This is a genomic window from Aliiroseovarius sediminilitoris, assembly GCF_900109955.1.
GTDB lineage: Bacteria > Pseudomonadota > Alphaproteobacteria > Rhodobacterales > Rhodobacteraceae > Aliiroseovarius > Aliiroseovarius sediminilitoris.
The window spans coordinates 533,798-560,108 of record NZ_FOJB01000001.1 but is presented as its reverse complement, the minus strand read 5'-3'; the positions used below and the strand labels follow the sequence as shown (position 1 = coordinate 560,108).

27 protein-coding genes are annotated in these 26,311 nt (G+C 57.6%); 12 read left to right on the top strand and 15 right to left on the bottom strand.

The features are described from left to right. The first annotated feature begins 12 nt into the window (after positions 1–12). Entirely contained in the window at positions 13–855 is an 843-nt protein-coding gene (locus BMY55_RS02760) for a class I SAM-dependent methyltransferase (RefSeq protein ID WP_091428104.1), read from the top strand. 24 nt (positions 856–879) lie between these two features. Here BMY55_RS02760 and BMY55_RS02755 read toward each other — a convergent pair whose 3' ends face one another. From BMY55_RS02755 to parC, 5 genes are all read right to left on the bottom strand, one after another. Beyond that, positions 880–1,518: an NYN domain-containing protein gene (locus BMY55_RS02755; protein ID WP_091428103.1), complete on the bottom strand. Its 639-nt coding sequence runs from the start codon at positions 1,516–1,518 to the stop codon at positions 880–882. A 270-nt stretch (positions 1,519–1,788) separates the two neighbouring features. After that, the gene (tuf, locus tag BMY55_RS02750; RefSeq protein WP_091428100.1) at positions 1,789–2,964 is read right to left on the bottom strand and encodes an elongation factor Tu; all 1,176 of its coding nucleotides are present in this window, start codon (positions 2,962–2,964) and stop codon (positions 1,789–1,791) included. 172 nt (positions 2,965–3,136) lie between these two features. Then, complete coding sequence (locus BMY55_RS02745) at positions 3,137–4,312, bottom strand: M48 family metalloprotease (protein ID WP_091428098.1); 1,176 nt, start codon at positions 4,310–4,312, stop codon at positions 3,137–3,139. Beyond that, a complete protein-coding gene (locus BMY55_RS02740) occupies positions 4,309–5,484 on the bottom strand; it encodes a DUF898 family protein (RefSeq protein ID WP_091428096.1) in 1,176 nt (391 codons plus the stop codon). Before BMY55_RS02740 ends, BMY55_RS02745 begins: the two co-directional genes overlap by 4 nt. Before the next feature lie 3 nt (positions 5,485–5,487). After that, positions 5,488–7,821: a DNA topoisomerase IV subunit A gene (parC, locus tag BMY55_RS02735; protein ID WP_091428095.1), complete on the bottom strand. Its 2,334-nt coding sequence runs from the start codon at positions 7,819–7,821 to the stop codon at positions 5,488–5,490. Positions 7,822–8,058: 237 nt separating this feature from the next. Between parC and BMY55_RS02730 the strand changes: the two genes are divergently transcribed. The 6 genes from BMY55_RS02730 (at position 8,059) to BMY55_RS02705 (ending at position 12,342) form a co-directional block, all read left to right on the top strand. Further along, on the top strand, positions 8,059–8,652 hold the full coding sequence (locus BMY55_RS02730) for an SH3 domain-containing protein (RefSeq protein WP_091428093.1): 594 nt from the start codon (positions 8,059–8,061) through the stop codon (positions 8,650–8,652). A 130-nt stretch (positions 8,653–8,782) separates the two neighbouring features. Further along, entirely contained in the window at positions 8,783–9,613 is an 831-nt protein-coding gene (locus BMY55_RS02725; protein WP_091428091.1) for an SDR family NAD(P)-dependent oxidoreductase, read from the top strand. Positions 9,614–9,686: 73 nt separating this feature from the next. Beyond that, the gene (locus BMY55_RS02720) at positions 9,687–9,893 is read left to right on the top strand and encodes a twin transmembrane helix small protein (protein ID WP_091428089.1); all 207 of its coding nucleotides are present in this window, start codon (positions 9,687–9,689) and stop codon (positions 9,891–9,893) included. Next, complete coding sequence (locus tag BMY55_RS02715; protein ID WP_091428088.1) at positions 9,893–10,465, top strand: cob(I)yrinic acid a,c-diamide adenosyltransferase; 573 nt, start codon at positions 9,893–9,895, stop codon at positions 10,463–10,465. Before BMY55_RS02720 ends, BMY55_RS02715 begins: the two co-directional genes overlap by 1 nt. A 192-nt stretch (positions 10,466–10,657) precedes the next feature. Then, a complete protein-coding gene (locus tag BMY55_RS02710) occupies positions 10,658–11,416 on the top strand; it encodes an electron transfer flavoprotein subunit beta/FixA family protein (protein WP_091428086.1) in 759 nt (252 codons plus the stop codon). Further along, a complete protein-coding gene (locus BMY55_RS02705; protein WP_091428084.1) occupies positions 11,416–12,342 on the top strand; it encodes an electron transfer flavoprotein subunit alpha/FixB family protein in 927 nt (308 codons plus the stop codon). The genes BMY55_RS02710 and BMY55_RS02705 overlap by 1 nt, the downstream gene beginning before the upstream one ends. 61 nt (positions 12,343–12,403) lie before the next feature. Here BMY55_RS02705 and BMY55_RS02700 read toward each other — a convergent pair whose 3' ends face one another. Next, a complete protein-coding gene (locus tag BMY55_RS02700; RefSeq protein WP_091428083.1) occupies positions 12,404–13,231 on the bottom strand; it encodes a DUF6473 family protein in 828 nt (275 codons plus the stop codon). Between the two features lie 160 nt (positions 13,232–13,391). Between BMY55_RS02700 and BMY55_RS02695 the strand changes: the two genes are divergently transcribed. Next, positions 13,392–14,267 carry a 3-hydroxybutyryl-CoA dehydrogenase gene (locus tag BMY55_RS02695; RefSeq protein ID WP_091428081.1) on the top strand — a complete coding sequence of 292 codons (876 nt, stop codon included), beginning with the start codon at positions 13,392–13,394 and terminating at the stop codon, positions 14,265–14,267. 11 nt (positions 14,268–14,278) lie between these two features. On the opposite strand, the gene BMY55_RS02690 is transcribed toward BMY55_RS02695, so the two are convergent. The 7 genes from BMY55_RS02690 to BMY55_RS02660 are packed head-to-tail and all read right to left on the bottom strand — an operon-like array spanning position 14,279 to position 19,744. Next, on the bottom strand, positions 14,279–15,142 hold the full coding sequence (locus BMY55_RS02690) for a lysophospholipid acyltransferase family protein (protein ID WP_245744757.1): 864 nt from the start codon (positions 15,140–15,142) through the stop codon (positions 14,279–14,281). 57 nt (positions 15,143–15,199) lie between these two features. Further along, positions 15,200–15,472, bottom strand: a complete 273-nt coding sequence (locus tag BMY55_RS02685; RefSeq protein WP_091428078.1) for an HPr family phosphocarrier protein — start codon at positions 15,470–15,472, stop codon at positions 15,200–15,202. 3 nt (positions 15,473–15,475) lie between these two features. Further along, on the bottom strand, positions 15,476–15,871 hold the full coding sequence (locus tag BMY55_RS02680) for a PTS sugar transporter subunit IIA (RefSeq protein ID WP_091428076.1): 396 nt from the start codon (positions 15,869–15,871) through the stop codon (positions 15,476–15,478). Between the two features lie 5 nt (positions 15,872–15,876). Beyond that, positions 15,877–16,785, bottom strand: a complete 909-nt coding sequence (gene rapZ, locus BMY55_RS02675) for an RNase adapter RapZ (RefSeq protein ID WP_407638993.1) — start codon at positions 16,783–16,785, stop codon at positions 15,877–15,879. 9 nt (positions 16,786–16,794) lie between these two features. Beyond that, a complete protein-coding gene (locus BMY55_RS02670; protein ID WP_091428073.1) occupies positions 16,795–17,244 on the bottom strand; it encodes an HPr kinase/phosphorylase in 450 nt (149 codons plus the stop codon). Beyond that, positions 17,241–19,019, bottom strand: coding sequence for a sensor histidine kinase (locus BMY55_RS02665; protein ID WP_091431953.1), 1,779 nt, complete (start codon positions 19,017–19,019; stop codon positions 17,241–17,243). The genes BMY55_RS02670 and BMY55_RS02665 overlap by 4 nt, the downstream gene beginning before the upstream one ends. 20 nt (positions 19,020–19,039) lie before the next feature. Beyond that, positions 19,040–19,744, bottom strand: coding sequence for a response regulator transcription factor (locus BMY55_RS02660; RefSeq protein WP_091431951.1), 705 nt, complete (start codon positions 19,742–19,744; stop codon positions 19,040–19,042). Between the two features lie 361 nt (positions 19,745–20,105). On the opposite strand from BMY55_RS02660, the gene BMY55_RS02655 reads away from it, so the two are divergent. After that, complete coding sequence (locus tag BMY55_RS02655) at positions 20,106–21,704, top strand: phosphoenolpyruvate carboxykinase (protein ID WP_091428072.1); 1,599 nt, start codon at positions 20,106–20,108, stop codon at positions 21,702–21,704. A gap of 60 nt (positions 21,705–21,764) precedes the next feature. Here BMY55_RS02655 and BMY55_RS02650 read toward each other — a convergent pair whose 3' ends face one another. Further along, positions 21,765–22,505 carry a sulfite exporter TauE/SafE family protein gene (locus BMY55_RS02650; RefSeq protein ID WP_245744631.1) on the bottom strand — a complete coding sequence of 247 codons (741 nt, stop codon included), beginning with the start codon at positions 22,503–22,505 and terminating at the stop codon, positions 21,765–21,767. Between the two features lie 229 nt (positions 22,506–22,734). Between BMY55_RS02650 and BMY55_RS02645 the strand changes: the two genes are divergently transcribed. The 3 genes from BMY55_RS02645 to BMY55_RS02635 all read left to right on the top strand — a co-directional run bounded on the left by BMY55_RS02645 (position 22,735) and on the right by BMY55_RS02635 (position 25,530). Beyond that, entirely contained in the window at positions 22,735–24,384 is a 1,650-nt protein-coding gene (locus tag BMY55_RS02645; protein WP_091428069.1) for an acyl-CoA dehydrogenase family protein, read from the top strand. A 146-nt stretch (positions 24,385–24,530) separates the two neighbouring features. Further along, the gene (locus BMY55_RS02640) at positions 24,531–25,091 is read left to right on the top strand and encodes a TetR/AcrR family transcriptional regulator (RefSeq protein ID WP_091428067.1); all 561 of its coding nucleotides are present in this window, start codon (positions 24,531–24,533) and stop codon (positions 25,089–25,091) included. 40 nt (positions 25,092–25,131) lie between these two features. Next, a complete protein-coding gene (locus BMY55_RS02635) occupies positions 25,132–25,530 on the top strand; it encodes an META domain-containing protein (RefSeq protein WP_091428065.1) in 399 nt (132 codons plus the stop codon). A gap of 10 nt (positions 25,531–25,540) precedes the next feature. Here the strand turns inward: BMY55_RS02635 and recO are convergent, their stop codons facing one another. Next, entirely contained in the window at positions 25,541–26,272 is a 732-nt protein-coding gene (gene recO, locus BMY55_RS02630; RefSeq protein ID WP_091428064.1) for a DNA repair protein RecO, read from the bottom strand. Between the last annotated feature and the right edge of the window lie 39 nt (positions 26,273–26,311).

Genomic DNA, 26,311 nt, shown 5'->3' with positions numbered 1-26,311 from the left:
CACGGAATCCAGATGATACGGGATACCAACGAATTCAACGATGCGCCGTGGCGCGCCATCGACCGGGCCGAGATGGAGCAAACCCAGAGCGTGCCGACCATGTTGGCGAAGCGGGAACAAAAACTCTATTATTGGCTTACATCGCATTGGACCCAAGATATTGGGGCCGTTGTCGATCTGGGCTGCTTCGTCGGCGGATCAACCGCGCGTCTTGCCGATGGGCATATGGACGCTGGAAAATCCCATTGGATTCATGCATATGACCGCTTCAAAGCGGATGAACGCACCAAAGCCGCGGAACTCTATCGCAAGGGTATCGCGCCGTTCAAAGGGACTGACATCTATTGGCTGGCCCGCGATCTTCTGGAACCGTGGGAGGAACGCGTCACCCTGCATCGCGGTGACATCCTGACAAAAACCTGGGACGGATCGCCAATTGAACTGCTGGTCATGGACGCCGCGAAATCGACCGAAACCACCGACGGCATCGCCGAACGGTTCTTTCCGCATCTGATACCGGGGCAATCTTTGGTGGTGCAGCAAGATTACTTCCACTGGCGCCTTCCGTGGATCCCGGTGCAAATGCACCTGATGAAAGACTGGTTCAGGCCGGTGGCCTTCTGCCCCGACGACACCGTGATCTTCCAGAATATCCGCCCGATTGATGACAAGGCACTGACAGCGGGCAAGGTCAGCGACCTTGACGACGACGCGCTACTCGGCAGCCTGACCGAAGTTCAACCACTTGCCCGCACTTGGCGCAGGAAGCAGCGTATTTACCGGATGAAGCGCGCCATCAAGGCAAATCCGGGGGTGCGGACGGGGTATTTGATGGTGGATCCGGATAAGCTTTGAGGCGATCCGTTGTCCTCGTTCGTATTACGAGGCAACTTTGACATCAACGTCCAACATCAAACCGTTCGAAGTGTATTTTCCACGCATTAAAAATCCATTGGTCTGCACTTCGGGAAACATTTCAGCCCAATCACGATAACGATCATTTGTCACAACGATCGCATTTAATCTGCGCGCTTCACGTAAAATCGCCTCGTCCGCGATCGTTCCCTTCGCGACAACTGTTACGGATGAACTCTGCAAACGCAGGATGTTCTCAAAATCACGATCATGCAGATACCGACCAGATAGAAGATACCCTGCGTTGGCATCAAAGAAGACCCGAGGAGAGAATCCAAGTTCCAACAATCGCCGCGTTACCGCACGCAGCGGGTCAATGCTGGGTTCTCCATCTGCCCAGTGCAGCACATTCGACCCATCAACGATTGCCCACACTTTCTTTTGGGCTGGTCGCTTGGGTTTTCTCTGCCTCGATGACGTCTGTCTCTGAAGCAGCCGCAGCAATAAGAACAAGCCAGCAAGCGTGATCGGCACCGAGAGCAACAGGAGATCATCCCATCCGGGTTTCGAAACCGCAAAAGCTGTGAACAGAAAAGACAGAAGAGTTACCAGAAACAAGAACAACAATGCTGCACGCCTTACAATGGATGATCCATTTTCCATACTATAGAGTGAACACTGCTGAGCAAGAGCAACTCAAATGAAAAAGGGCGCCTTCAGGCGCCCTTTCCGTTCAAGAATTGCGATCGCTATCAGGCTCTCGGCAGATTTGGCGTCGCCGCCAGATCGCCTGTCGCCAGTCAGAACGCGGGGCGTTCTTACTCGATGATCTTCGACACGTGTTTGATTGTGCGTCTCGGGATCATCTCTCGGCGTGACACAAAAAGGGCGTCCCGAAGGACGCCCTTTCCGGGTCAAGCATCGGAGTTTCGATTACTCGATGATCTTCGACACAACGCCGGACCCAACGGTGCGGCCGCCTTCGCGGATGGCGAAGCGCAGCTTTTCTTCCATCGCGATCGGCGCAATCAGTTCAACGTTGAACTTCAGGTTGTCGCCCGGCATCACCATTTCGGTGCCCGACGGCAGCTCAACCGTGCCGGTCACGTCTGTGGTCCGGAAGTAGAACTGAGGACGGTAGTTCGCGAAGAACGGCGTGTGACGGCCACCCTCTTCCTTGGTCAGGATATAGACCTCGGCTTCGAACTTCGTGTGCGGGTTCACCGAGCCCGGCTTACACAGAACCTGGCCACGCTCGACCTTCTCACGGTCGATGCCGCGCAGCAGAACGCCGACATTGTCGCCAGCTTCACCGCGATCCAAGAGCTTGCGGAACATCTCAACGCCCGTGCAGGTCGTCTTCTGCGTGTCCTTCAGGCCGACGATCTCAATCTCGTCACCAACATTCACAACACCACGCTCAACACGACCGGTCACAACCGTGCCGCGGCCCGAGATCGAGAACACGTCTTCGATCGGCAGCAGGAACGCACCGTCAACCGGGCGGGCCGGCGTCGGGATGAATTCGTCAACAGCCGCCATCAGTTCGCGGATCTTGTCTTCGCCGATATTGGCGTCGCGGCCTTCCAGAGCAGCCAGCGCCGAGCCTGCGATGATCGGAATGTCGTCGCCGGGATAGCCGTATTCGGTCAAGAGTTCGCGGATCTCCATCTCGACCAGCTCAAGCAGCTCTTCGTCGTCAACCTGGTCAACCTTGTTCATGAACACGACCATGGTCGGGATACCAACCTGGCGGCCCAGAAGAATGTGCTCGCGCGTCTGCGGCATCGGGCCGTCGGCTGCGTTCACAACCAGGATCGCGCCGTCCATCTGCGCCGCACCGGTGATCATGTTCTTCACATAGTCAGCGTGGCCGGGGCAGTCGACATGGGCGTAGTGACGCGCGTCCGTCTCATACTCAACATGCGCCGTCGAGATCGTGATACCACGTGCTTTCTCTTCCGGTGCGCCGTCAATCTGATCATACGCCTTGAAGTCACCAAAATACTTGGTAATCGCAGCGGTCAGCGTCGTCTTGCCGTGGTCAACGTGGCCAATCGTGCCAATGTTGACGTGCGGTTTGGAGCGTTCAAACTTTTCCTTAGCCATGTGCCATAAGCCTTGTGTCTGATGGGGTTTCGCCGAACCCGGGTTCAATATCGCGCGCTGACTACTCGTTCACGTCGGGAAAATCAAGGCTTCCGTGGCCCGTATGGTCCGGAAACATACGATTGTTTCATTTCGGAATCCCCGAACCGTCGTATGACTTTGCAACATGGACCTAGTCGCTGCCGGGCCAAGCCTTTTTGTCCGGCAAAGTCGGGTCAGATCGCGCCGCGGGTTCGCCACTGCAAACCGTCTGCAAGGATCGCCAGGCGCTGGGTTCAAGGATGGACCCATAGGTCCGACCGTCAACCACCGCCGCCTGCGCCGCCGCGATCCGTTTACCCATCTGCGGATGCGACATGAAATGGGCTACAATCCCTTCGGCATCGCCATATTCCGCCAACAACCTTTCAAACATTGTGCCCAGCGCCGCAGGTGACACGCCGGCATTGTCCAACAGGTTATAGGCATAGTCGTCGGCGGTAGCCTCGGCCGATTGGCTATAAGATGCATTGATCAGTTGATTTGCCAGGAAAAGTGCGATTGTCCCGCCAGCGAAATCGCCAAACAGAAGACCCAGCACGCCCAGTGAGCCAGCCGACCGCAGCGCATCGCGAGTCGGGTCGCGGTTTACGACATGGCCAATTTCATGGGCCAGAACGGCTGCAATCTCTTCCGGGTTTTCGGCCTGTTCGATCAATCCGCGGAAAAAGACAATACGTCCACCCGGCAAGGCAAACGCGTTGATCATGTCGTGATCAAGAATGTGAATCTGGACGTCATATGGCAGATCGGATGCCGGGTTCAGGCTGTCATACATGGCCTGCATCGCCGCGTTCCCGGCGGGCGCTTCGCAGATCGGGGTTCCAACCAGCCCGGTTTCGTCCAACGCCAATCGGATTTGTTCGAATGTGGTGTCACCCAACGCCTTTTCGCCCTCGGGCGGCAACATCACGGCCAGTTGCGCGGCCATCATCGGGACCAGCACGAAGATGATCGCCGCCACTGATGCGGCCGCGCCGCCCGCCCATGTCACCAGCTTGGAGACCGGGATTGCCCGGTCGCGCTTTTTCAGATGTGGCGCGCGGGTTCGAAGCTGAGCCTCAACATTCTTATCCCGAAGGTAAAGCCGCGCGATATTGTCGCCAGAGCGACTGACCACCAACGCATCCGTGTCCGCCTGATCGGGTTCGGCCCGCAACTCAGCCCAGCGCCAGATCAGCGACTGGCCATCGGGCTGCGCAAGCTCAAGCCCATCTGCCAGAAGGCGCACCGAAACGCGCTTCAAAACGGCGCGTTCCCCGGCAACAAAATCCGCAAAAGTGGTGGCGGCTGATTGTGTTTCGGTCAAATTGCTGCCCCCACGTCCAAGGCTTCGGCAAACCCTTCTGCTTCGGCAAACTCATCACGGTCACGTTGCACGATCTGGTGCAGATCTCCGGCGTTCAGAATCTGTGTCACCTCTGCAAAATGCGCGGCGATCGGCAGCGTGATCCAGGCATGGGTCATCGCCCGATACCCGAGGAAGATCGCGAAGTAGACGATGATCAACACGGGAGTGCCGGCCGTTAGCATTGCTTCGAACTGTTCGGGGTTCTCGATATCAACTCCTACACCCCCGACCGCAACCAGAATGATCCCCGTGACGATAAGGGCCAGACCCGTGAAGACCAAATAAATCAGAAACCAGCCCAGCGCATAGATGCCCACAATGGTCCAGGGCCGCGGGGACGTGCGAAATCGCATCGCGCCCAGCTCTTTCGTCTCGGTCATGCGCTTGAAACTGTCGGCACGCCAATAGGCCAAGCCATAAACAAACCACGGCACTGTCAGCACAAAGGTCACAAGCCAGGCCGAGTTCTCAAATGCGGCAGCCATTCCCCCGGCAACTGCGGACAGTCCAAGCGGATAGTAAATGTGCTTCATGGAGCCGAACAGCATTCCACGCCGCCCGCCCTGAACAAATATCTGATCGCCATAATAGGTGTGACCAACCCGATACTTCTCAAGCCAAAGCGTGGTCAGCGGCCACGCCAATCCGGCCGTCAGAATGGCAAGCCCCCAATGCACCATGGCGCGCCACGCATAGCCCCATGCCCCCGGCTCCAACCCGAAGCGAATACCCCGCCAGCGGGTGCGCGCCAAGATATAGCGGCGCGCGCGATATTGCGCGAAGAATACGATAGGCGCCAAACCTGCCAGGCTGAGAAGATAGGCTGCGACGTTTCCATTAAGCAGCGCAAAGCTGACATACATCAGTAAAAGGTTCACGACGCCGATGTAAAACGCCATGAAAACCACGGCGACCAGAAAACCCAGAAGTTTCTCCAGCGGGTCGCCTACATATTCCAACGGTATGCCGCCGGGACGGATGGCGCTCCAGTAATATCGGCGCAGACGGGTCTTGGCCCAGAACCGATAGAAGCCCAGCGTCAGGATGGTCAGGATGCCAGTTCTAAGCGCCAATCCCAGCATCGGACCTTTGCGTCCCGAGTATGTGATATGCAGATTGGCCGGCGGCATTGGTCAGTCAAACTTGTTGTCACGCGGGAAACCGTGTGGCGGAGCTTTACCTACTCCGGCGCGCTTGCCCAACCAGGGCGACATATTCACCTCGGTCCGGGTGCGGTCGCCGGTGGCGGGCCATGAAAGCCCGACCTCCCAATCAAAGGTCTTGGCATCGGACAGCCCGCCATCCAGTTCAAGCACGCCCTGCTTGCCGCGGGCGCTGTGGTATTTCTGGAGTCGCACGCCTTTGCCGCGTGTCATCTCGTTGATCTCGGCCACCGGGAACACCAGCAGCTTGCGATTCTCGGATACGATTGCGACGTGATCGCCTTCGACCGGTTTGCAAATCTTAGCCCGCGCATCGCCCACGTTCAGCACCTGCTTGCCGTTCTTGGTCTGCGCCAGAACATCGTCTTCGTTGACGATAAACCCGTTCCCTTCGGTCGACGCGACAAGCAACCGCCGTCCGGGCTGGTGGATAAACAGGTCTATGATCTCGGCCTCGTTCGGCAGATCGACCATCAGGCGCAGGGGTTCGCCCATGCCCCGCCCGCCCGGCAGACTGGCCGCGGAAAGTGTGAAGAATTTGCCGTTCGAATCAAATACAAGCAGCTTGTCGGTGGTTTCGGCATGAAACACGAAACGAGGCGCGTCGCCGTCGCGGAACTTCAACTCGCGCGTCAGGTCGATATGCCCCGACATGGCGCGAATCCAGCCCATTTGCGAACAGACAACTGTGATCGGCTCTTTCTCGATCATCGCTTCCAGCGGTACGTCTTCGACTTCGCCCGCTTCGGCAAACTGGGTTCGACGGGCACCGCCTTCATAATTCTTGCCAAACAGCTTCTTGGTTTCTTTCAACTGGTCAGATATCCGCGCCCATTGAACGTCTTCGCTGTCCAGCAAGTCCTCAAGCCCGGCGCGTTCTTCCATCAAAGCGTCACGCTCGCGCACCAGCTCGATTTCCTCCAAGCGGCGCAAACTACGCAGGCGCATGTTCAGAATTGCATCTACCTGAACCTCGGACAACTCGCCTTCGCCCGGTGCCGGGCTGACATAGTCCGCCTCGTTCATCGCGCGGACGTGATCGCGGCCCCAATCCTCGCGCATCAAGGCGGGTTTGGGGTCGTCATCATAACGGATGATGTCGATCACGCGATCAAGGTTCAGGAAGGCGACGATGAAGCCTTCCAGCACCTCAAGCCGGTGGTCGATCTTCTCCATCCGGTGTCGCGAGCGACGCAGCAGCACATCGCGGCGGTGGTCAAGAAACGCGCGCAGCACCTCTTTCATCGAACAGACCTTCGGCGTCACACCGTCGATCAACACGTTCATGTTCAGGCTGAAGCGCGTCTCAAGGTCCGAGTTGCGGAACATCAGGTTCATCAGAAGCTCGGCATCCACATTCTTGGATTTCGGCTCCAGCACAATGCGGATGTCGTCGGCGCTTTCATCACGAATGTCACCCAGGATCGGAACCTTTTTGGTCTGGATCAACTCGGCAATCTTTTCGATCAGCTTGGATTTCTGAACCTGATACGGGATCTCGGTCACGACGATCTGCCACTGACCACGGCCCAGATCCTCGATTTCCCATTTACAGCGCAAACGGAATGACCCGCGCCCGGTGCGATAGGCTTGGGCAATGTTCTCGCGTGGTTCAACGATGATGCCGCCGGTCGGAAAATCCGGCCCTGGCACATAGTTCAAAAGCGTATCGTCGCGGGCATCCGGCACCTTGATCAGATGCAAACAGGCGTCGATCAACTCGGCAATGTTATGGGGCGGAATGTTGGTGGCCATCCCGACAGCAATGCCGGACGACCCATTGGCCAGCAGATTCGGAAACTCAGCCGGAAGAACCACCGGTTCCGTCAGACGACCATCATAGTTGTCGCGATAGTCGACGGCATTTTCATCCAACCCGTTCAACATCGCCTCGGCGACGAAGGTCATGCGGGCTTCGGTGTATCGGCTTGCGGCCGGGTTGTCCCCGTCAATATTGCCGAAGTTGCCCTGCCCGTCGACCAGCGGATAGCGCACTGCGAAATCCTGTGCCAAACGCGCCATCGCATCATAGATCGCCGCATCCCCGTGCGGGTGAAAATCCCCCATCGTATCGCCGGAAATCTTTGCTGATTTCAAGAACTTGCCACCCGATGCCAGCTTCAACCGCGACATCGCGTAAAGGATGCGGCGGTGCACTGGTTTCAATCCATCGCGCGCGTCAGGCAAGGCCCGGTGCATGATGGTTGACAGGGCATAGGTCAGATAACGATCCCCAATCGCCCGGCGCAAAGGCTCGGACACAGAAAGGGACTTTTTATTGCTGTCGTCGGTCAAATCGTTCATAATTGTTGTGTATCGAGTGCTGTGAGAAGGGTAAAGCTACTGTGGGAAAGGATAACGATCTTTCCCCTGATATTTTGCATGACACGGTGTTCATTTTAACACCAGCTAGACGAACTCCAGTTTGAGATATGTCGGTAAGGGGCTGACATTCGGAACCGCGCGCGGGTTTTTGCGTTAAATAGTTGAACAGAAGATCGAAAAGATCTCGTCAAGGGTATTTGGTTAAGGGGAAATATTGTGGGAATTATCAAACTAAGCTGCCTGACAGTCGGGGCGCTTGGCGTCGCGATGGTCCATTTCGGACGGGACGGCGATTTGCCAGTTGATCGTATCGGGCGTGAACCGACGATCGCGCAGGACACGATTGTGCCCGTGTCCGCATCGCTTGATGCTGGGATCTCGGCATCGCCCGAAACCGCAGAGGGTGAAATCATCGCAACGGCGAACGCGGCACCAACCGTTACACCGCCGGTCGCAGCAGCTCCCGCGCGATTGACGGTCGTTCCTGTCACCGTTGAAAACGCGTCTGCACCGCAAACGCCCGCCGAACGTGCAGAAGCGGCGGCCCGGCAGATGGCATCGAAGATTACAAAGCCGGCACCAGCGGCAGCGAGCCTGAAAACAGAGGCTTTTCCAACCGCGCTCGTCAGCGGCACGACTGTAAATATGCGCGCGGGACCGTCGACAAGCTACGGTGTTGTCGCCAGACTGACGCGCGGGACCGAAGTCTATGACATGGGCACCGCCGCCGGTGGTTGGAGCCAGATCAAAGTGGTCGCAACCGGGGAACGTGGCTTCATGGCATCAAGTTTCCTGGACCCTCAATTCTAGCGGCTTTCCGACCACATTGAACGCAGACAAAATAAGCGACCTGCTTGATCCGCCCGTCGTTTTCCGTTGACCCGCCGGAGCCCTGCCGTCTTAGTGTCGCCAACGCAACCAATCAGACAACGCAGTGGCCATGACAGACAAATCCATTCTTATCACCGGTTGCTCCTCTGGCATCGGATATGTCGCGGCCCACACATTGGCCAAGCGCGGCTGGCGCGTCTTTGCCACCTGCCGGAAAGACGCCGATTGCGACCGCCTGCGCTCTGAAGGCTTAGAGAGTTTCGTGCTGGACCACGCGGACGAGGCCAGCATGGACGCTGCTGTCGCAGAAGTCACCAAACGCACTGGTGGCACGCTTGACGCATTGTTCAATAACGGTGCCTTCGCAATCCCCGGCGCGGTCGAAGATCTGCCCACGGACGCGCTGCGGTCGATTTTCGAAACAAACCTGTTCGGCTATCACCACCTGACACGGCTGGTCCTGCCTATCATGCGGGCGCAGGGGTATGGCCGGATCGTCAATAACTCGTCCGTTCTTGGTTTTGCTGCAATGCCCTGGCGCGGCGCTTACGTGGCATCCAAATTTGCACTCGAAGGCCTGACTGATACCTTGCGACTTGAGATGCGGGGCACCGACATTAAAGTGATCCTGATCCAGCCGGGCCCGATCACCACGAAGATCCGCCAGAATGCACAACCGCATTTCGAACGCTGGATCGACTGGGAAAACAGCCCACGTGCTGGCCTGTATCGCAAGCTGCGCGAACGGCTTTATGATGACAGCGGCACACCGGATCGGTTCGAACTGCCGCCGTCTGCCGTTACCGACAAGCTGATCCACGCGCTGGAACATCCGAAGCCAAAGCCGCGATACTATGTCACCACCGCGACTCGGATCGCGGGGATTGCCCGGCGGGTTCTGTCGACCCGGATGGGCGATCGCTTGACGCCAAATGGCTGACCTCAACCGATTGCCCCTCGCAATTTCCACCTCACAGGGCTATCTGATCAGGAACTAGGACCGAGGATCTTTCATGTTCGACGACCCGTTATTTGTTATTGTCGTGTTGGCCTGCGCTGCGGTGCTGATCATCCTGATGCTGGGCATCGGATCGTTCGGTATCGGCGGCGAGACCTCGCGAAAATACTCCAACAAGATGATGCGATGGCGGGTCGCAGCACAGGCCATTGCCATCGCATTGATCCTTCTGTTTGTCTGGCTGCGCGGAGGTACAGGCTGATGGTTGTTCTGAACAAAATCTATACCCGCACGGGTGACAAGGGCGAGACGGCTTTGGGTGACGGATCGCGAGTCGCGAAACATTCGGCGCGCGTGGATGCCTATGGCACCGTGGACGAAACCAATGCCACGATCGGACTGGCAAGACTGCATGCCGATGGTGACATCGACGCAGCCCTGGCGCGCATTCAGAATGATCTGTTCGACCTGGGGGCAGACCTCTGCCGCCCGGAAATGACAAAGGATGCCGAAGCCGAATACCCGCCACTGCGCATGGCGCAGGAACAAGTTGATCGGCTTGAGGCCGAGATCGACGCGATGAACAAGGCATTGGAGCCGCTGCGCAGCTTCATCTTGCCGGGTGGATCGGCGCTGGCTGCCCATCTGCACCTGTCGCGCACCGTCAGCCGCCGTGCCGAACGTCTGGCCACCCATTTGGCCACGCAGGAAGATATAAACCCGGTAGCCGTGAAATACCTGAACCGCCTGTCGGATTGGTGCTTTGTCGCCGCACGCGTGGCAAATGACGATGGCAAAGCCGACGTGCTTTGGGTGCCCGGTGCCAACCGCTAGGCTTTCCAAGCTCATCGCCGCCATGCCGCCTTTTGGAAACATTCTTGTAACGAATCCCCGTCAAAAGCAAAAAACGCGGCGTCCTTTGGACAGAACGTGACGATTTTGCGCTGTTTTCAGCGCCCCTGACCCGATAAACGGAAGAAGAACTGAGACCGCCCCATCCGGGGCCTAATTGGGAGAGACACGCCAATGAAGGTGCTTGTGCCTGTGAAGCGCGTGATCGACTACAACGTGAAGGTTCGTGTAAAAGCGGACGGATCCGGTGTCGATCTTGCAAACGTAAAAATGTCGATGAACCCCTTTGACGAGATTGCCGTCGAAGAAGCCATCCGCCTGAAAGAAGCCGGCAAGGCCGAAGAGATCGTCGTCGTGTCGATCGGCGTGAAGCAAGCTCAGGAAACCCTGCGCACCGCGCTGGCGATGGGTGCTGACCGCGCCATTCTGGTGGTCGCTGCCGATGATGTTCATAACGACATCGAACCGTTGGCCGTTGCAAAAATCTTGGCGAAGGTTGTTGAAGAAGAACAGCCGACCCTGGTTCTGGCAGGCAAGCAAGCCATCGACAATGACATGAACGCTACCGGCCAGATGCTGTCAGCCCTGCTGGGTTGGTCACAAGGCACGTTCGCATCCGAGCTGGACATTGACGGCGACAAGGCCGTTGTGACCCGCGAAGTGGATGGCGGTCTGCAAACCATCAAGGTTTCGATGCCAACCATTGTCACCGTCGATCTGCGTCTGAACGAACCGCGCTATGCCTCGCTGCCGAACATCATGAAGGCGAAGAAGAAGCCGCTGGACGAAAAAACCGCCGCCGATTACGGCGTCGACGTCACGCCGCGCCTTGAAATCGTTTCGACCACCGAACCCGCCGCGCGGGCCGCTGGCATCATCGTGGGTTCGGTCGACGAACTGGTAGAGAAACTTAAAGAAGCGGGGGCTGTATAATGGCTGTTCTTCTTCTCGCAGAAGTCAACAATGGCGAACTGGCGATGGACGCCACCGCCAAGACTGTCACGGCCGCGAAAGCGCTGGGTGATGTGACCGTTCTCGCTGCTGGTGCCTCGGCCGCTGCGGCGGGTGACGCTGCCGCGAAAATCGACGGCGTGTCCAAGGTGCTGGTCGCCGAGGATCCATCGCTGGGTCATCGTCTGGCAGAATCGACCGCAGCCCTGATCGTATCGTTGGCTGGCGATTACGAACATATCGTTGCCCCGGCCACCACCGACGCCAAGAACGTGATGCCCCGCGTGGCCGCGTTGTTGGACGTTATGGTGATTTCGGACGCATCGGGTGTGGTTGATGCCAATACGTTCGAGCGCCCGATCTATGCGGGCAACGCCGTTCAGACCGTGAAATCGTCAGATGCGAAAAAGGTCATCACCTTTCGGACATCGACATTTGACGCCGCTGGCGAAGGTGGGTCCGCTTCGGTTGAAACCATCTCGGCCGCCGAAAACCCCGGCCTGTCGGAATGGGTCGAGGACAAGGTTGCCGAAAGTGACCGGCCCGAACTGACCTCGGCTGGTGTGGTCGTGTCCGGCGGTCGTGGCGTTGGCTCGGAAGAGGATTTCAAACTGATCGAGCAACTTGCAGACAAGCTGGGTGCGGCCGTTGGTGCATCACGTGCAGCGGTCGATTCGGGTTATGCCCCGAACGACTGGCAGGTGGGTCAGACCGGCAAAGTCGTCGCCCCGGACCTGTATATCGCGGTCGGCATTTCGGGCGCCATTCAGCACCTGGCTGGCATGAAGGATTCGAAAATCATCGTTGCGATCAACAAGGACGAAGAGGCGCCGATCTTCCAGGTCGCCGATTTTGGTCTGGTCGCTGACCTCTTCACAGCCGTCCCGGAACTGACCGAAAAGCTCTGACGTTTGAACGATCAGAATAGACTAAGGCCTGCCATTTGTGCGGGCCTTTTTCGTTCCCGACTTACCGAAGCCGGTCAATGGCGTCATGCACGGCGCGGCTTGCGTTTTGATGGGCGATGTTGCCCAGCATGTCGCGTGTGGCTGGTTCGTCCATATCGGCATAGACCAACCCGCGATGCCCATCTTCCTTCTGTTGCCGAGACACCGCAACCTCGACAACATCCGCGACAAAAGGCGCGATGGCTCGCACCATGTCGCGATCGACAAACAGCGGGTCCGACCCATTGATGCCGTTCTGCGCGCCTTCGCTGATCCGGTGATCGGCCAGCCACAGCAGCACGACTTCGCAGTCCAGCTTCGCGATTAGAAGTTTCATCCGCGCAACCCATGCCGTGCGCAGCTCTTGCACGATCTTGGCGAACCGTTCAGCCGATGTGTCGTGCAGAGCCGTCAAAAGATGGCGCGTAAAGTTGAACTCGGTTAAATCAATCTCGCCATACAGCTCTTTCAACAGGTTCGAACCGCGCAGAAACCTGTCATTACGTCGTGGGTGCACAGAATAGAACCGGTTCGACATGTTATGCGCGCCGGGCACTTGCAACACGGTTACTTTGGCGCGGTTGCACAGCGTCAGCAACCCATGATCATGCAAAAAGGCGTCCACCCCGGCATTCTGACATCCAAAATTCGCGACCTGCAAACCAAGCTCCAATTGCAGCAGGTCCGGATAGGGATGCGGGAGGTATTTGCCAAATGTCTCGGTCCCGCCCAGCACCGCAATATATGGCGTGGCCAGCTTCTTTTTCGGACCACGAAACAGAATTTTCGACGTCCCGTATCTGCACAGTTGATAGTTCAGAGGACCTTTGCCCAAGGTATCGTAAGCCATTCCACCCACTCCAATTAAATTCACCCGAAACGATGATTCGCATAAACTGGTTTTCAATTGGCTAACCCTCAAATGCAGCTAATCTTTTTAGGTGGTGCTTAACCCTTGCACCCCCGCCGCGCTGCCGCATACTCTGTCGCAAGACAATGAAAGGGATCAGATGAGCATCGAGACGATTGGCATTGTGGGTGCCGGGCAAATGGGCAACGGCATCGCGCATGTGATGGCACTGGCCGGTTACGAGGTGCGCCTGAACGATATCAGTCAGGACAGTCTGGATGCAGCCATGGCGCGTATCGCGAAGAACATGGAGCGCCAGGTTTCACGCGACGCGATCACATCCGAAGAACGTGATAAAGCACTGGGCCTGATCTCGACCACGTTGAAATTACCGGACATCGGCGCAACCGATCTGATCATCGAAGCAGCAACCGAAAATGAAGCCCTTAAGAAGAAGATTTTCGACGGACTTTTGCCGCATCTGAAACCTGAAACGATCCTGACATCGAATACCTCGTCCATCTCGATCACGCGGCTGGCCAGCGGCACGGACCGCCCGGAACGGTTCATGGGGTTCCACTTCATGAACCCGGTTCCGGTGATGCAGCTTGTGGAACTGATCCGGGGCATCGCAACTGACCAGGAAACGTTCAAAGCCTGCCATGGCGTTGTGGAGCGTCTGGGCAAAACCGCCGCCAGCGCCGAAGATTTTCCAGCCTTCATCGTCAACCGCATCCTGATGCCAATGATAAACGAGGCGGTTTACACGCTTTACGAAGGTGTGGGATCCGTGCAGAGCATCGACACATCGTTGAAACTGGGTGCCAATCACCCGATGGGGCCACTGGAACTGGCAGATTTCATCGGGCTGGACACCTGTCTTGCCATCATGAACGTTCTGCATGACGGGTTGGCGGATACCAAATACCGCCCCTGCCCGCTTCTGACCAAATATGTCGAAGCTGGATGGCTTGGCCGGAAATCCAAACGTGGGTTTTATGACTATCGCGGTGACACGCCCGTTCCAACACGGTAACGGCGATCTGACTAATCGCTAGGCTTGCCCAAGGCGAGCGTATGAGCGCGCAGCCAGCCCATGAAGCCGCGTGGATCGGTGTGCAGACGCGCCATTTCCTGATCCGTCAGCACCGTCCCGATCACAGGTTTCTGCGGGCGGTTGCAGCTTTTGACGATCTCATGCAGCAACAAGGCCTGCCGCATGGTGGCCGACAACCGGTTGGCGATCTGATACCAGCGTGAGTTCGCGCCGGGGAAGTAGATCGGCACCACCTTGGCCCCGGAGCGGCGGATCAATTGCGCGGTAAAGACATTCCATTCCCGCTCAATCGCCGGGCCGAACAGCGTGTTTGACGACGCAACGACACCAGACGGGAAAAGGGTTACAAGCCCGCCGGCTTTCAGGTGCGCCATGGTCTTGGCGCGCATTTCGACCATCTTTTGTTGCGCTTCAGGATCATGTGGAAATGGCACGGGGATCATGTAGGACGACGCAACCTGATCCAACCCATCCAGAACCGAGCGGCTGAGAATGCGATAATCCTGACGGCGACGACCGATCAGTTCAGCCAACACCATCCCGTCCACCAATCCATGCGGGTGATTGGCAACCGCAATCACCGGACCGTCGGGTGGAATATTCCGCAGTTGATCTTCAGGCGTTTCGACACGAATGCCCATCACGTCCAGACAGGCACCCCAGAACGCCTGCCCCTTCGGTGCGCCCCGCTTTTCCAGTTTTCGGACCATGCGCAGGATCGAGATCTTGCCGGTGAACCATTCGACAATCCGGATCACGTAGGACTGGACCGGGTTGTTCAGGGAATTGGCATAGGTCAGGTTGCGACGGTCATACTGGTCGTGAGACAGGTCATCCTGACTGCTTTCGACCATATCGCTGTCTGCGTTATTCACGACGTCTTGTCCCATATACAACCCGCGGCACGCGCCCTACATGCCTTCGCCGAACTTGTCTTCAACCAGTTCGGTCAATGCCGCCATCAGTTCGGCAGCTTGCGGACCCGAGGTTTCGACGTGGATCTTCGTGCCTTGCGACGCTGCCAGCATCAACAGACCCATGATCGAATCCCCTTCGGCATCAATCCCATCTTTGGATACGCGGGCGGTCGCGTCATGGTTTTCGACCGTATCAACGAATTTGGCCGATGCACGTGCGTGCAGCCCTTTGACGTTGATGATCTCCAATTCGCGGCTCGTGCTCATACACTACAACTCCTGTATACCATCAATACAGTCGATGTATTTTCGACCCGCTGCAAGCGCCTTGCTCGTGGACATGTCAATCGGCAGATGTCGGGTCTTGGCCAGCTTTACCAACATGGGCAAATTGGCCCCATACAGGATTTTTCTGTCGGCCTTGCAACACGCCGGAAGCGACAGGTTGGCGGGCGATCCGCCAAACATGTCGACGACGACCACCACACCATCACCTTCGTCGACGGCATTGGCAGCTTCGGCAATCTCGGATTGTTTGCTGTCCCGGTCGCAATCCGCCGCGGTCGAGATTGCACGCACACCGGGTTGTTTGCCGACAACATGTTCGACAGCGGCAAGATATTCCCTTGCAAGCCCGCCATGCGCGACGATCACGATGCCGATCACGCTCGTTACCCCAACTGCTTCGACGCCGGCCCCGTTTCGGCGCGGCGTTCCAATTCCCGATGTCTAATTGACACTTGCCAACCCTTGTGTGCAAGCGTCTTTGCCAATCTTTCCGTAAGGGCAACCGAGCGGTGTTGCCCTCCGGTACACCCGAAACCGATTGCCAGATGCGATTTCCCCTCATCGCCATATGCGGGGATCAGAAAGTCCACCAACTCTGCGACACGGGTGAAGAACTCGTCAAACCGCGGATCCTTGGCGACATAATCTGCAACGGCATCAGTGCGGCCATCCAGCGATCTAAGCGACGGTTCCCAATGCGGATTGCGCAGGAACCGTGCATCCAGCACCATATCAAGCCCACGCGGCACGCCCCGCTTGTAGGAAAACGAATGGACAGACACCGCCAGATTTTCCGCACCCGACTGCGACAGCCATTGCATCAGTTCCTCTTTAAGGTCATGCGGCGACAGGTCCGACGTGTCAATCAGCACATCCGCGCGGCCCCGGATCGGGGCCAGAAGCTCGATCTCGCGGGTGATGCCGTGATCCGGCGTTTCTGCCGGGGCAAGCGGGTGACGACGCCGGGTTTCCGAATAGCGGCGGATCAACATCTCGCGCGAGCAGTCCAGATACAACACCTCGACATCATGGTTTTCATTTTCGCGCAGGTCTTCGATAACCTGCAACATCATCTCGGTGGAAAAATCGCGGTTACGCACATCAACGCCCAGCGCCAGCGGGTGATCCAGTGCCGGGCCGCCCAGAACCCGGCCAATCAAGGACAAGGGCAGATTGTCGATGACCTCATAGCCGATATCTTCCAGCACGCGGATAGCCGTGGTTCGCCCGGCGCCGGATGGGCCGGTGACCAGAACCACTTTCTGTCCCGTGTTGGCATTGTCGTCGGTCATCATCATCGCCTAGCTTGTTTCGTCATACCTGCCGGATTTCAGCAGGTGGTATAGCGCACATGCGAAGTAAGGCGCGTCAACCCGCAAAACAAGGTCGATATCATATCCGCCAATGTTTGTGAGGTGTCGTGAAGCCGGATGGCGCGCCAGTTCGTCCCTGGATAGATCAACGACCAGTTGCAAACGTGCCGACGCCTTCCATGGAACATTGACAAGCCCGACGCCACGCGCTTCGATCACCCCTTGCAGGCGGTCAGGGGCCAGAACGATCGGCCCATCTTCCCTGACTTTGACGCGGCTGTAATCATCCGAGACCAGCTTTGCCCCCAGCCCGATCAACTGCAACGCAAGCGAAGACTTTCCCGAGCCTGACGGCCCAACGATCATCGCGGCCGCATCGCCAACGGCAATCGTCGTTGCATGAAAGCCAAGCGGCTTCATCGGGTCATTGTCGGTCACACCGGAAGGCCAACCACGAAACGCGCCCCCAACGGGTCAGACGTGAGATCGGCGTCTGTAGGGCGAATATTTTCCGCCCAGATCACACCGCCATGGGCTTCGACAATCTGCTTCGAGATCGCCAACCCCAAGCCCGAATTGTTGCCAAACTGGCTTTCAGGGCGTTCCGAATAGAACCGTTTGAAAATCTTGCTCAACGCCTGTTCGGGGATGCCTGGACCGGTGTCTTCAATCACCACCAGCACACGGTTTTCTCGTCTGCGAACCCAAACGCGGATCGCGTCACCTTCGTCGCAGAAGCTCAGCGCATTGGTGATCAGGTTCACAAACACCTGCGCCAACCGGGCTTCCAACCCTCGGATAAAGATCGGGTCCGGCGGCAGGTCGGTGATGAACTCAACACCTTTGTCGCTGCCTTCATTGCCCAGATACTCGGTCAGGTTGCGCAGCATTTTCAGAAGGTTGAACTCTTCCTCTTCTTCCTTCACCAACTCGCTGTCCAGCCGAGATGCGTTCGAAATGTCGCTGACCAAACGGTCCAGCCGGCGCACATCGTGGTCAATCACGTCCAGCAGTTTTCCGCGATGTTCGTCTTTCTTGGCCAGCCGCAACGTGCCGATGGCCGACCGCAGACTGGCCAGAGGGTTCTTGATCTCGTGCGCCACGTCCGCCGCGAACTGTTCGTTGGAATCGATCCTGTCGTAAAGAGCGGCCACCATCCCCCGAAGCGCGCCGGACAAACGACCGATTTCATCGGGCCGCGCGGTCAGATCAGGGATGCGAACCCGGCCAGTTCGAACACTGTTGGAATCCTTGTCGCGCCCAAGTTCTGCCGCAGCAGCAAGGTCAGACAACGGGTTTGCTATGGTCGAGGCCAGAACAAGGCTCAGACCGATTGATACAAGGATCGCGATGACAAACATTTGCAACAACTGCTCACGCTCGGCGCGGACAAGCAAATCCAGCTCTCCGGTTGCACTGGTGATCGCGACCACACCGGCCGGAACCCCGTTTTGCAGGATGGGCGTCGCGACCGAGAACACCGTGCCGCCATTTTCATCGACACCGTTCGAAACCCGCGTCGCGCCGTTCATGGCACCGGGATAGAGCGTCCGTGCCATCACTTCGGTGTCCAGCGGCAGGGACTGACCATCGCCCTTTGCGACAATGCCGGACACACCTTCCCACACAGCGTTCAGCAGATCGGTGATGATGGTTGACCCGATCTCACGCCCCAGATCGTCAACCGGTGTCGGTTCCGCCGGTGGCACACCAACAGATCGCGCCAACAAAGCCTCGTTCGCGTCGAAAACGAAAACTTCCAGACCCACCGGAAGCTGCAAATCGGACAGCGTTTCAGCGAAGTCGGGTGCGGCGGGCACCACCACCTCAGCCATCACCTCCCCTTCAGGCGCAGGTAAGTTCGGCTGCTCGGGTGCTGTGACTGCCTGATTTTCACTGGCCTGCACAAGCTGCGCTTCGAACACGTCCGCGATCAGTTCAGCCTCGACCACCAAGCCCCGTTCGCGTTGAATCAGAAGGCTGTCACGAAAGGGATTCAGATACAGAACCCCCGCAACCAGGACAACAAGACCAAGCAGATTGAACGTGATGATCTTGCGCGCCAAAGGCGACCGGTTGATCGAGATCAGCCCGCGCTGCGCCCGCTTGTTGCGCAGTTCATAATCCATCTCGCCACTCGGCGAGACCCAGTCCTCACCCAGAACAAGATCGCTTCGGGTTGTGGCTTTGGTGTCCTTCACCTTTGTCACCATCTTGTCCAACGCACGCGGCGTTATTCCTCGTTATACCGATAACCGATGCCATACAGCGTTTCGATTGCCGAAAAATCGTCGTCGGCGGTCCGCATTTTCTTGCGCAGCCTTTTGATGTGGCTATCGATGGTGCGATCATCGACATAGACTTGGTCGTCATAGGCCACATCCATCAGTTGATCACGACTTTTGACAAAGCCGGGGCGCTGGGCCAAGGCTTGAAGCAACAAGAACTCGGTCACGGTCAAGGATACGTCCTTGCCTTTCCATGACACAGCATGACGCAGCGGGTCCATCGTCAGATCGCCACGAATAAGCGATTTACTTTCTTCCACGTCGCCCGCGTCGTCTTTGGCAATCACCTCCTGCCGCCGCAACAAGGCACGAATACGTTCCACCAGAAGTCGCTGGCTGAAAGGTTTGGTCACGTAATCGTCCGCGCCCATCCTGAGGCCAAGCACCTCGTCAATCTCGTCATCTTTGGAGGTCAGGAAGATCACCGGCATGGTCTTTGTTTTTTGCCGCAAACGCTGCAACAGATCCATTCCATCCATCCGCGGCATCTTGATGTCCAGAACGGCCATATCGGGCAGTCGCTGCATAAACGCATCAAGCGCGCTTTGGCCATCATTGTAGGTTTCGACTTCGAAGCCCTCGGCCTCGAGAGTGATCGCGACGGAAGTCAGGATGTTCCTGTCATCGTCCACCAAAGCGATTCTCGACATAGGGGTCTCCTTACACTGCTCATGTTTATTTTGTTTTGCGCCATTGTCCTGTTTTCGGTCATGCGAATCAATATGTAACTGCGAATCGTGGCGCCAGGCGCAGGTCTGCCGCATGAATTGATCAGAATGCTGGCGAATTTACCGCACATTGCAACCACCCTGCGCGCAACATGATTGCGCAAACAGGTGCTTGGTTGCGCTAACTGCACTAAAGCGACCTGTTCCATTTGAAAGGCACCATGCTATAGCGCGATTACCGGCTCTCGTTCACATGAGGGTTGGCGCGCGTGGTGGGTGCCACGCGGTTTCATGTGAACCCTAAATACGCCGGGGACAGACGGACCGGCGACAGGAGTAAAATATGACCACTGGACGGGTGAACCCAGAACGCCGCTTGGAAGATCAAGGCATCAAGGGGCTGGGCAATGTCTATTACAACTTGATGGAACCTGCTCTGATCGAAGCCGCGCTGGAGCGTGGCGAAGGATGCTTGGGGCAGGGCGGCGCGTTCCTGGTCACGACCGGCAAACACACGGGCCGTTCGCCCCTGGACAAGTTTGTCGTCAAAACCCCCAGCGTCGAGCCGCATATCTGGTGGGAAAACAACCCGCCGATGGATCCCGCCAAGTTCGACGTTCTGTATGATGACATGCTGGATCACATGAAGGGCAAGGACTACTATGTTCAGGACTTGTTCGGTGGTGCTGACCCCGCGTACCGGCTGGATGTACGCCTCGTGACCGAAATGGCATGGCACAGCCTGTTCATTCGCCACATGCTGCGCCGCCCCGACCGCGAAGAACTGGACGAGTTCGAACCCGAGTTCACCATCATAAACTGCCCGTCGTTCAAAGCCGACGCCAAACGACACGGCTGCCGGTCGGAAACCGTCATCGCGCTGAACTTCGACCGCAAGATCATCCTGATCGGCGGCACCGAATATGCGGGCGAAAACAAGAAGTCTGTCTTTACGCTTCTCAATTATATCCTTCCGGGAAAAGGTGTCATGCCGATGCATTGCTCGGCCAACCACGCCACTGGAAATCCCGTCGACACCGCAATTTTCTTCGGATTGTCGGGCACCGGCAAGACCACTTTGTCGGCGGACCCCGAACGCACATTGATTGGCGATGACGAACACGGCTGGTCGGACACCGGCACCTTCAACTTCGAAGGTGGCTGCTACGCCAAGACCATCAACCTGTCGCCCGAAGCAGAACCGGAGATCTATGCGACCACCACCAAGTTCGCGACCGTGATCGAGAACATGGTCTATGACGAGGAAACGAAGGAGCTGGATTTTGAGGATGATAGCCTGACCGCGAACATGCGCTGCGCCTATCCGCTGCACTATATCGCGAATGCGTCGAAAACCGCGGTGGGCGGACATCCCAAGAATATCATCATGTTGACCTGTGATGCGTTTGGCGTGCTGCCTCCCATCGCGCGGCTGACCCCGGCGCAGGCGATGTATCATTTCTTGTCAGGCTTCACATCGAAAGTGGCCGGGACCGAGAAGGGTGTGACCGAGCCGGAACCCACATTCTCGACCTGTTTCGGCGCACCCTTCATGCCGCGCCGCCCGGCAGAATATGGCGCGTTGCTGCGCGACAAGATTGCCAAGCATGGCGCAACCTGCTGGCTGGTTAACACCGGCTGGACCGGGGGCGCATATGGCACCGGCTCGCGTATGCCAATCCGCGCCACGCGTGCATTGTTGACTGCGGCCCTGGACGGATCGCTTGCCAATTCGGAGTTCCGCAAGGACGACAATTTCGGATTTGAAGTGCCCGTAACCGTTGAAGGAGTGCCAGACCTTCTGCTGAACCCGCGCCGCACGTGGCAGGACGCCGCTGCCTATGACGCGCAGTCCCAGAAACTGGTCGATATGTTTGCCAAGAACTTCGTTCAGTATGAAGGCGATATCGACGACGATGTGAAAGCCGTCGCGATCGGCTAAGCGGCTCTTCGACACGCTTTCAAACGCGCCTCGATCTTCGGGGCGCGTTTTACGTTCAGCCTAGCCCCACACCCCCCTGCGGATCAGGTTCAACCCCGCCACCGTCAACACGATCAGTGTTACCCGCTTGAACGTCGCCTGCGGCATCCGGTCGTGCAGCACGCCACCCAGCGCCATCCCGATCAGCGCCGGAAACAGCATCGAGATCGACATCGGCAAGGTCTGCGCATTCAGAACCCCGGATTTCAGATGGGCCGCAAAAAGGGCAACGGCACCGGCGCCATAGATCACCCCCTGCACCCGCATCTGTTCTGCCTTTGGCGTATTGATCGCCGTCAGATATGCGATGGTTGGAGGCCCCCAGACGCCCGATAATCCGCCCGACAGGCCGGCGAAGGCACCGATCAGGCTTTCATCCCGCTTGCGATCCTTCGGGCGGAGCGTCGGTTTCCACCCGCTGAGTTGCATCAAGCAAAATGCCACGACCGGTACGCCGATCAAGATGAACAGCGCTGATTGGGACAACACGGTCACAAGCTGGGCGCTGAGCGTCAAGCAGATCAAAAGGGCGATCAGAAAGACGCGAAATTTGGCAACGGCCTGCCATGCAGCCATCAGACCTTGCCGAAAGGCTTGGTATCCATTTGTCACGACCGTCGGCACGATCAATGCCGCCAAGGCCTGCTCAGCCGGAAGCATAGTGGCCAGACCCGAGATCATGATAAGGGGCATTCCAAATCCGACAGCCCCCTTTACGAACCCGGCAAACACGGCGACAAATGCGGCCAGGAGCAGAGTCAACTGCGGTATTTCGGTCAATAGTCCCAATGTGTTTCCGTAACGATATGCGCGTTCCCTTCCTTCTATCGAAGCCCGAACGGTGGTGCAGCAGATAAATTACTGCGTCACTTTTGTTCGTTTTGACCATATCTGACGTATTTTTATTGCGCTGCACCTGCAAAAAGATTATTTCTCTGCAAATGCGAAATACGCAGCCGAATCCCGGCTCAGATTGTGACAGGAGACAGCGATGACAGGCGCTCTGATCGACGACCTTTTGACCCTTACCGCCGACGCACTGGCACCGGTCGAAACCGTATTTGACGCCGCAAAGGCATCGGTGCGCGACATGGTGACGGAAGGTGATCGTGTCTCGGGCAAAATGCTGGAAGATCATCAAGCCGCTGCCCATGCCCTGTCGTGGCTTGCCACCTATACCGAAAGTCTGCGCCAGATGAACGCCTGGGCAGGTCGTCTGAAGGACGATGGAAGGCTCGGCGAGATGGAGAAGCTGATCCTGCAAATCGCCTTCGGGGAGTATCTTGCCCAGATAAAGGGCGGGATCATGATGAGTCAGAATGAAATGGCGCGCTTGTCCGATATGGGGATAGACGGCTCTGCATTGAACACTGATGCGATTGACACGCTTGTCGCCCAAGGCAACAGCCAGGCCGCCCGCACGCGGCTGGTTGCCCTGATGCGCGACAATGCCGGCCACGCCACTTTCGGGGCCACCGGGCTGGACGAAGAGCTTGAGATGATCCGCGAAACCTTCCGTCGCTATGCCGATGACAGGGTCGTTCCGAACGCGCATGAATGGCACCTGAAAGATGACTACATTCCGATGGAAATCCTTGAAGAATTGGCGGAGATGGGCGTCTTTGGCCTGACCATTCCAGAGGAATTTGGCGGAATGGGGCTGTCCAAGGCCTCCATGGTGGTGGTGTCTGAAGAACTCAGCCGCGGCTATATCGGCGTCGGTTCTTTGGGCACCCGCTCTGAAATTGCCGCAGAACTGATCCTTGCCGGTGGCACGGATGCGCAGAAGGAACACTGGCTGCCCAAGATCTCGTCCGCCGAAATCCTGCCGACGGCGGTTTTTACAGAACCCAACACGGGGTCCGACCTTGGCTCTCTGCGCACCCGCGCTGTGAAGAACGCAGATGGCGATTATGAAGTGACCGGCAACAAAACTTGGATCACCCACGCCGCACGAACCCATGTGATGACGCTTCTGGCGCGCACCGATCCGAACAGCACCGATCACCGTGGCCTGTCGATGTTCCTTGCCGAAAAACAGCCCGGCGACGATGCAAACCCCTTCCCGACCGAAGGCATGACGGGCGGCGAGATCGAAGTGCTTGGCTATCGCGGGATGAAGGAATTTGAACTCGGTTTCGACGGGTTCAAGGTAAAGGGCGAAAATCTGCTCGGAGGCGAGGAAGGCCAGGGCTTCAAGCAACTGATGAAAACCTTCGAGGCCGCCCGCATCCAAACCGCCGCCCGCGCCATCGGCGTGGCCCAGAACGCGCTGGAAATCGGCATGCAGTATGCCGAGGACCGCAAGCAGTTTGGCAAATCCCTGATCAACTTCCCACGCGTTGCTAATAAGCTGGCGATGATGGCGGTCGAAATCATGGTGGCCCGGCAGCTTACCTATTTCTCGGCGTGGGAAAAGGATCACGACCAACGTTGCGACCTTGAAGCTGGTATGGCCAAACTGCTGGGTGCGCGTGTGGCGTGGGCTTGCGCTGACAACGCGCTGCAAATTCACGGCGGCAACGGTTTCGCGCTTGAGTATCAAATCAGCCGCGTTTTGTGCGACGCAAGAATCCTGAACATTTTCGAAGGTGCCGCCGAAATTCAGGCACAGGTGATTGCACGCCGCTTGTTGGGCTAGCACACTGCGGTTTGCGGCCCGAGCCGACCAAACACGGTGGCCTGCGCGGTATTATACCCGGTTGCATACTACAATACGCTGGCGTATGTTTGCTTCGCGACTCGGATATCCCTACGTAACCGTATGCACCATATTGGAGCAGTTTCATGCCCGCCACCAAACCACGCCTAAATGCAGACGACTGGATCAGGGCGGGCCTGGCCGCCTTGACCTCCAACGGGCCGCAGGCGCTGAAAGCTGAACCCCTGGCCCGCGCGTTAGGAACGACAAAGGGGTCTTTTTACTGGCATTTCCAGGACGTTCCAGATTTCCATAAAAGACTTCTTGCTACGTGGGAAGACCACGCCATTGACGCGATTACGCGTAAACTGTCCGACGACAACGATCCGGTCAAACGGCTGTATCAACTCGGCGACATGGCGGCTTCGCCAGGGCTGAAAGCCGATGGTGATCTGGCCGAAACAGCAATCCGTGCGTGGGCGTATGGTAATCCTTTGGCCTCGGAAGCGGTGCATCGTGTCGATCAAAAGCGGATGGCATTGCTGGAAGACATCCTGCGCGAACTGGACCTGACAAACCCCGATTTTGCGCGGATTATCTACAGCTCATTTGTGGGTATGGATGCTCTGTCCGCCACAGACGCGACGGGCAACAAGAACGCCATGTCCACGCTGATGGCCGCAATTCTTGCCCTTCGTGACGCTTGATCACGTTGGCAATATGACCCTTGCGGCGTAAGTTGACAGCATGAAACCGACTTTGCTCATCCCCGCCGCGCTCGCGTCCCTCGCTCTGTCCGCGTGCACGGATGAAACGATTTCCGGCTATGCCGACCGTGAAACCGTATGGACGCTGCTTGAGATTGATCGAAAGCCCTTCGACTCCAATGCAACGATCACCTTCCCGAAACCCGGTCAGATCGTCGGCGAAGCCCCCTGCAACAGTTATTCAAGCGAGCAGAAAGCGCCTTATCCTTGGTTCGAGATCGGCCCAATCGCCGCGACTCGCCGAGCTTGCGACGCTTTAGACCACGAAAGCCAGTATTTCACTGCTCTGACCGAGATGCGTCAGATTGAGGTGCAGGGCGATATGCTGATCATGTCAAACGAAACCGGTGGTCAGATGGTTTTCCTGTCGCAACGCTGACAGGCCTTGGTCAATCGTCACGCACCTCGCGTTTGAGGCGATCAATCAGCCTTGCGCGTGGTTCGGGCAACGGATTGTTGCCCAAGGCATGCGCCAGCCATTGACCAAGAAAAAAGCCGGTGGTCTGAAGCCCGGCGAGAATATTTTCACGTGCGCCGCTGCCCGCACCCAATAGTTCGGGTGGCAAGGGCAGCAGACGGTCAGCCCATTCGCCCGCCGCCTCAGCCGACACGGCCCGCCCGGTTTTGGGGGACACATAGGTCAGATCATCCATCGCCCCGGTCACGGCACAGGATGACAGGTCCAGCCCGAAACCGAGATCATCCAGCAACGACAGTTCCCATTTCAGATAAGCAGTCGGCCATGCCTCGTTCGCTCCCAGCAGGTCCAGCATCGCTTGCGTCCGCCGATAAAGCTGCGGGTGAGGCTCGCGCTCGGGCAGGGAAAACGTCAGCAGCGACGTGATCGCGTTCAGTCCAGCCAGCGCAGTGCGGTCCGATAACACCGTCGCGCGACTGCGCAAGGGTTCAACCGTATAGCTGCCGATATGTTCTTCCAGCCGCGCCCGCCACGCGACATCCAACTGCGCGCCGGGTTGCAGGATCGGGGCGATTTTCCGACTGGTGCCGCCACGCACCACGCCCGCATGGCGCCCGTGCTTTTCGGTGAACACATCAATAATCACCGAGGTTTCGCCATGCTTGCGCACGGACAAAAGCGCGCCTTGGTCCCGCCAATCCATGCCTGTCACCCTCCTGCGGTCAGACTAGCCTTCGTCGCG